The organism is Endozoicomonas sp. ONNA2 (assembly GCF_024606365.1).
Lineage (GTDB): Bacteria > Pseudomonadota > Gammaproteobacteria > Pseudomonadales > Endozoicomonadaceae > Endozoicomonas.
This window is the reverse complement of sequence record NZ_JAHHPO010000266.1, coordinates 1-5,952: the sequence shown is the minus strand read 5'-3', so window position 1 is coordinate 5,952 and position 5,952 is coordinate 1. Positions and strand designations below refer to the sequence as shown.

The 5,952-nt window shown below is 50.5% G+C and carries 3 protein-coding genes; all 3 read right to left on the bottom strand.

Annotation, left to right across the window (positions count from 1 at the left end; genetic code table 11):
• Nucleotides 1-749: 749 nt before the first annotated feature.
• A complete protein-coding gene (locus KDK14_RS04740; RefSeq protein WP_257263869.1) occupies nucleotides 750-2,285 on the bottom strand; it encodes a SpoVR family protein in 1,536 nt (511 codons plus the stop codon).
• Nucleotides 2,272-3,561: a YeaH/YhbH family protein gene (locus tag KDK14_RS04735; protein WP_257263868.1), complete on the bottom strand. Its 1,290-nt coding sequence runs from the start codon at nucleotides 3,559-3,561 to the stop codon at nucleotides 2,272-2,274. The genes KDK14_RS04740 and KDK14_RS04735 overlap by 14 nt, the downstream gene beginning before the upstream one ends.
• Nucleotides 3,562-3,665: 104 nt before the next feature.
• Nucleotides 3,666-5,588 carry a PrkA family serine protein kinase gene (locus KDK14_RS04730; RefSeq protein WP_257263867.1) on the bottom strand — a complete coding sequence of 641 codons (1,923 nt, stop codon included), beginning with the start codon at nucleotides 5,586-5,588 and terminating at the stop codon, nucleotides 3,666-3,668.
• Nucleotides 5,589-5,952 lie beyond the last annotated feature (364 nt).

The window sequence follows — 5,952 nt, the reverse complement described above, 5'->3', positions numbered from 1 at the left end:
GACGTTTATTATAGCAGCTGATTCATGACGTACGATCAGTGGTAATCAGGAAAGCCCGAGCGACTTGCTCAGGCTCGTTCGAGGGCGCAACAGTGGCTGCTGGAGGTAGAGTACTGGTTTGAGATAATTTATTCATTTCTGTTTCCTGTCAAGACCCGGAGGGCAGGTAAAGCCTTATGTCTTCTTTCAGGGTCAGGGGGTAGTCAGTGAAGCATCGGGTTATATCTTCGAAAAACGTGATTGAGAATTCCGTGACCAAATACACTCAAGACTTTTTGCAAGCTTTCAGGCATATAAATTTGAGGTATAGTTACATCCTTACATTGGAGTATAAAAACAGAAAATAGTTCAAATCACCTTTTGGAATGGTCAAGAGATGGCAGAACAGCAAAGAGCCTGTAGCCAGGAATATGTCCGGTGGTATCAAAAATTATTTATGTATTTGTCAGGTGACAAACTCCGTTCATCCTGAATGCTGAGCTTGACGACGTATCAAGGACGTGAACTCCGGGCTGATGCATTGTGGCTGGCACATTTCGGCTCAGGAAGAATGGAGATCAAGTTCTGAATAGGGGGGGTAATCAAGGGCTGTTTTTAAAACCGCCGGGGCCTGAAAACTCCGTTTTGCTGCGCAGATAGAATCACAATTTATCTGGCAAAACAGAATGTTTTATCCTCGATTTTCTGGCTACGGAGTCTCCCGGGCGGGGTCGCCCGGGCGGGGATGATTTTCAAACGACCATTGATTATTACTTCTCTTTGGGCAGAGTGTGCTCATATTGAACAATATTTTCTTCGTCCACACACTCCAGTTTTACATCAAACCCCCACAGACGGTGAATATGTTTGATGATTTCACCAGTGCTGTCCTTATCAAGGGGCCTGCCTTTATGCATGTAGTGACGAAGGGTCAGTGAGCGGTCACCACGAATATCCACGTTGTAGACCTGGATATTAGGCTCCCGGTTTCCCAGGTTATACTGCGCCGCCAGGTTTTCCCGCAGCTGTCGATAGCCGGTATCGTCATGGATGGCATCCACCTCAAGGTAGGGGTTAACTTCGTTGTCATCGATGCTGAACAGCCGCATATCCCGCATGACCTTGGGCGACAGGTATTGAAGAATAAAGCCTTCATCCTTGAAGTTTTCCATGGCGAAGTGCACCGCATCCAGCCAGTCGGTGTCTGCCAGGTCCGGGAACCACTCCCGGTCTTCAGACGTCGGATTCTCACAGATCCGGCGTATATCACGGAAGATATTGAAGCCCAGGGTGTAGGGGTTGATGCCGCTGTACCTTGGGTCATCAAAATCCGGCTGGTATACGACACTGGAGTGAGAGTGCAGGAACTCCATGATAAAGCCTTCGGTAATCAGGCCTTCGTCGTACATCTCATGCATCAGGTGGTAGTGCCAGAAGGTTGCCCAGCCCTCGTTCATCACCTGGGTCTGTCGTTGCGGGTAGAAGTATTGGGCCACCTTGCGCACAATGCGGATAATTTCCCGCTGCCAGGTTTCCAGCAGTGGCGCATTTTTCTCTATAAAGTACAGCAGGTTCTCTTCCGGATCCCTGGGGAAGCGAACGGTTTTTTTCTCCTTTTCACTCTCGCGCACCGGGATGGTCCGCCAGAGGTCGTTCAGGTTGCGCTGAATGTACTCCTCACGCTCCTGTGAGCGGGCCTTTTCCTGCTCCGCCGACATGGGCGTTGGCCGGACATAGCGGTTGACGCCCTGATTCATCAGGGCGTGGCAGGCATCCAGAACGTCCTCGACGGCGCTGATGCCGTACTTCTCTTCACATTTGGCAAGATAGCTCTTGGCGAACAGCAGGTAGTCAATAATGGCGCTGGCATCGGTCCACTGGCGGAACAGGTAGTTCCCCTTGAAGAAAGAGTTATGGCCATAGCAGGCATGGGCAATCACCAGTGCCTGCATGGGCATGGTGTTCTCTTCCATCAGATAGGCGATGCAGGGGTTGGAGTTGATCACTATCTCATAGGCCAGCCCCATTCTTCCCTGCTGGTAGTTTTGCTGGTTGCTCAGGAAGGTCTTGCCATAACTCCAGTGGTTATACATCAATGGCATACCAACAGAGGAATAGGCGTCCAGCATCTGCTCAGAGCTGATCACCTCGATCTGGTTGGGGTAGGTGTCCAGCCTGAACTTGTCCGCCAGCCGGGCAAACTCCCGGTCATAGGTTTCCAACAGCTCGAATGTCCAGTCAGAGCCGGTAGAGAGCGGCTCTTTTCTTTTTTTCGGTGTTCTCACCGGTGCTTCAGCTTCCAGCATGGCTTCCCTCCTTTTTCTCAAATAGGCGGCGGAAGGTTGGGTAAATGTCCGAATAACCGCGGATTTGCTGCATGGCAAAATGTCCCGGGTGTGCCTGCTCTATTGCCTTGTACTCATACCAGAGGTTCTGGTGATGGCGATCGGTAATTTCTACATAGGAGTAGTACTGGCAAACCGGCAGCAGCTTTTCCAGGATAAGATCGTGACATTTACTGGAGTCGGCTTCCCAGTTATCACCATCGGACGCCTGGGCAATATAAATATTCCACTCGTTGGGGGAATAGCGGTCAGTGATGATCTGGTCCGCCAGGCGCAAGGCTGTGGATACCACCGTGCCCCCGGTTTCCCTGGCGTAGAAGAAGTCATGCTCATCACATTCACGGGCTTCGCTGTGGTGCCTGATAAAGACCACCTCTACCGCTTCGTAGTTTCTCTCCAGAAACAGGTAAAGAAGCAGGAAGAAGCGCTTGGCCATATCCTTGATTTCCCGGGTCATGGAGCCGGACACATCCATTACGCAGAACATCACCGCCTTGCTGGAAGGCTGGGGCACTTTGGCCATGTTATTGAAGCGCAGGTCAAAATCATCAATAAATGGCAGGCGCTTCAACTTCTTGTTCAGTACGTTGATCTCTTCACGGAGCTTGCGGGCCTGAAGCTGGTCAACTTCTTCCGGGCTGACTTCCATCTCCCGCAGCTCACGCTTGAGGGTTCTGATCACTTTGCGGTCTTTGCCGGACAGTGCTATCCGCCGGGCATGGGCAGCACGCAGTGAGCGGACCACATTCAGGCGGTCAGGGGAGCCGGCGGTGGTGAAGCCGGCGCGCTTTAATTTGTAGTCCGTGCTGTCTTTCAGCTCTTTCCTGACCAGATTCGGCAGTGCCAGATCGTCAAACAGATACTCCAGAAATTCATCACGGTTGATCTGGAAGGCAAAGTCATCAGCGCCTTCACCGCTGTCACTGGCCTTGCCATCACCGGTGCCCTGGCCGCCGCCACCCGGTGGCCGCTGGATACGATCGCCCTGGTTAAACTCTTTATTGCCCGGATGAACGTGGCCATGATGGCCGCCCTGGCCATGGTGGAAAAACGGTTCATTCAGATCTTTTTTCGGGATGGTAATATTACTGCCGCTTTCAACGTCGGTGATTGAGCGTTGATCAACAGCATCCTGTACAGCCTCTTTGACCAGGCTGCGGTAACGCCTCAGAAAACGCTGTCGGTTGACAGTACTCTTCTTTTTCCCGTTGAGGCGTCGGTCGATTATGATGCTCATAAAGACGCTTCCCCGATAGTCGCTAATGTTCGCTTGAATGAGAGTTGCCCCGGGTAGTGCGGGGCAAGAGAGTTATGCCCGCCCTGTTACAGGCGGGTGTGTTTTTATTGCGACTTGCGAACCCGGATATACCACTCGGATAACAGGCGTACCTGCTTCTCGGTATAGCCATGGGCAACCATGCGTGAGACGAAATCAGCATGTTTACGCTGATCTTCCTGGGATCCCTTGGCATTGAATGAGATAACCGGCAGCAGGTCTTCTGTGTTGGAGAACATCTTCTTCTCAATCACCGTGCGCATCTTCTCATAGCTCAGCCAGCTGGGGTTCTTGCCATCATTATTGGCCCGGGCCCTGAGCACAAAGTTCACCACTTCATTGCGGAAGTCCTTGGGATTGGCAATGCCCGCCGGTTTCTCGATTTTCTCCAGCTCTTCGCTGAGTGCAGAACGGTCAAGAATATGGCCGGTATCCGGATCACGGTACTCCTGGTCCTGAATCCAGAAATCAGCGTAGGTGATGTAGCGATCAAAGATATTCTGACCGTACTCAGAGTAGGACTCCAGGTAGGCGGTCTGAATCTCCTTGCCCAGGAACTCGATGTATTTGGGCGTCAGGTACTCTTTGATAAACGACAGATAGCGGTCATGTATCTCTTCCGGGAACTGGTGCTGTTCAATCTGTTGTTCCAGAACGTACAACAGGTGTACCGGGTTTGCCGCCACTTCTGAAGGATCAAAGTTAAAGACCTTGGAGAGAATCTTGAAGGCAAATCGAGTGGAAAGACCGTTCATGCCTTCATCAACCCCGGCCATGTCCTTGTATTCCTGCAAAGGCTTGGCGTTAGGGTCGGTATCTTTCAGGTTCTCACCGTCGTACACCTTCATTTTCGAGTAGATCGATGAGTTGTCCGGATCCTTGATACGGGACAGGGTGGTGAACTGGGCCAGCATTTTCAGGGTATCCGGTGCGCATGGGGCATCCTTGAGGGAGCTGTGTTCAAGCAGCTTCTCATAGATATGGATCTCTTCGCTGACCCTGACACAGTAAGGCACCTTGACGATGTTAACCCGGTCAATAAAGGCCTCATTGGTCTTGTTGTTACGGAAGGACTGCCACTCGGACTCGTTAGAGTGCGCCAGCAGAATACCTTCATAAGGGATGGCACCCAGGCCTTCGGTACTGTTGTAGTTGCCTTCCTGGGTTGCGGTAAGCAGCGGGTGCAGTACCTTGATGGGTGCCTTGAACATCTCGACGAATTCCATGATGCCCTGGTTTGCCCGGCACAGGGCGCCGGAGAAGCTGTAGGCATCCGGATCATCCTGGGAATACTCTTCCAACTGACGGATATCGACTTTACCCACCAGGCTGGAAATATCCTGGTTGTTCTCATCGCCGGGCTCGGTTTTGGCGATGGCCACCTGGTTCAAACGACTGGGGTAGAGTTTAACCACCCGGAATTTGGAGATATCACCACCATATTCATTCAGCCGTTTAACGGCCCAGGGTGACATGATGTACTTGAGATAGCGGCTTGGTATTCCGTACTCTTCCTTGAGGATGTCGGCATCCTCGTCCGGATTGAATAAACCCAGGGGCGATTCAAATACCGGAGAGCCCTTGATGGCATAGAAGGGTACTCGCTCCATCAACTGTTTTAATTTTTCCGCAAGGGATGACTTGCCGCCACCCACTGGCCCCAGTAAGTAGAGAATCTGTTTCTTCTCTTCCAGCCCCTGGGCGGCGTGCTTGAAATAGGAGACGATCTGCTCAATGGCTTCTTCCATGCCATAGAACTCTTTGAACGCCGGATACTGTTTAATCAGTTTGTTGGAAAAGATCCTGCTGGAGCGTGGATCCCGCGAAGTGTCAATCACTTCAGGCTCGCCAATGGCTTCGAGCATACGCTCAGCTGCGTTGGCATAAGCCCCGGGATCTGTTTTGCACAGTTGCAGATACTCTGTGAGACTCATCTCTTCCTGTTGGACGGACTCGTATCTCTGCTGGTAACGAGCAAATATGGACATATATTTTCTCCCTCGCCTGATGGTTGTGAGTCTTGTAAGGCGTACTGCTTGATTATGGTTCTCTGTAGTCTAGCAATCCTTATGAACGACACTTAATCAATAATGAAAAAAGCATGCGTACATTTACGTTATAGAACTAATGGATAAGAATGTCTATACCTTTTACGTTTTGATTTTTCAGGGATTATTTATCGATGATAAGAAACTGCCGGGGATAAAATAGCCAAGTGTTTAATAAGCATACAATCAGTTCATCTTGTTTTTTTGATTATTTATATATATGCCGTCGTGTATATTTGTGATGTTATTTGGTTAAATTTGATAAAAATCTCAAAAAAATTTATTGGATTGCTCTCCCGTCTGA